The following is a 1,230-nucleotide window of genomic DNA, read 5'->3' as shown; positions in this document are numbered from 1 at the left end:
CTAGTGCCGCATCAGGCAACGTTTGCCCTGGTGACGACTTCGCGTAGGTGCTCGTCGGCGGCGTGCTTGTTTCGCCAGATGATGTAGCGGCGGATCATGCTGCCCTGTTCCTTGTGGCTGGGGTGGTCGGTGCCGTCGAGTGCGAAGTAGCGCAGGGCGGTGAACTGGGCCTCGATCCGGTTGAGCCATGAGCTGTTGGTCGGGGTGTAGGCGATCTCGACGTTGTTCGCCGCGGCCCACGTTCCGACCCGCTGGCACCGCTTCGTCGTCAGGTGCGGCGAGTAGTTGTCGCAGACGATTGCGATGCGCACGTCCGCCGGGTGTAGCGAGCGCAGGTAGCGGCAGAACTCCAGGAACTTCGACCGGTTCTTCGTCTTCTTGATGTGCCCGTAGAGCTGGTCCTTGGCAAGGTCGTAGGCGGCGAACAGGTGCCTGACGCCGTGCGGGCGGGTGTAGGTGGCCCGCCGCCTCGGCCGCGGCCCGCGGCCGGGGTCCTTGTGTCGGCCGCCGCGCTCGGCCCACTGTCGGCCGGGGTGGGGCTGGAGGTTGAGCGGCCCGAACTCGTCCAGGCAGAAGACGACTTCGGGCTCGCCCTCCTCGGGTATGACCTCACCGTCGGCGATCGCATAGAGGTGCTCGACCCGGGCTTTCTTGGCCGCGTAGTCGGGATCGCGGGAGGTCTTCCAGGTCTTCACGCGTTGAAACGAGACGCCCTCCTCGCGGAGCAGGACCCGAAGGCCCTCGTGGCTGATGTCGTCGACCACCCCCTCGGCGACCAGGAAGTCGGCCAGCTTGGCCAGGCTCCAGGTCGAGAAGGGCAGGCCGTGCTCGGCCGGCTTGGACTTGGCGATCTTCTTGATCTCCCGGCGCTCGGGCAGGGTGAACGTCCTCGGCCGCCCGCCCTTGTACTTCGGGTAGAGCGACTCGAAGCCGTCCGCGTTGAAGTTGTGGATCACATCGCGGACCCGGTCCGCGCTGGTGAACGTGACCTCGGCGATCTTCGCCACCGGCATGCGCTGCGCGGACAGCAGCACCATCTGGGCCCGGCGCCAGGTCACCACCGACCCGGTGCCCCGGCGGACGATCCGCAGAAGCCGTCTGCCCTCGTCGTCATCGATCTCACGGACCTGCACGCGTTCAGCCACGTGATCATTCTGACCGCCCGGTGCCGCCCTTCGCAGCAACCGGACGACACATCGACGGGGCGAACGTTGCCTGATGCGGCACTAG

The 1,230-nt window shown here is 67.2% G+C and carries 1 protein-coding gene; it reads right to left on the bottom strand.

The features are described 5' to 3' along the window. Window positions 1-11: 11 nt before the first annotated feature. A complete protein-coding gene (locus ACFVHB_RS40130) occupies window positions 12-1,145 on the bottom strand; it encodes an IS630 family transposase (RefSeq protein ID WP_380332931.1) in 1,134 nt (377 codons plus the stop codon). Between the last annotated feature and the right edge of the window lie 85 nt (window positions 1,146-1,230).

The sequence above is a fragment of the Kitasatospora sp. NPDC127111 genome, from assembly GCF_042677465.1.
GTDB lineage: Bacteria > Actinomycetota > Actinomycetes > Streptomycetales > Streptomycetaceae > Kitasatospora.
This window is presented reverse-complemented; position numbering and strand designations above follow the sequence as displayed.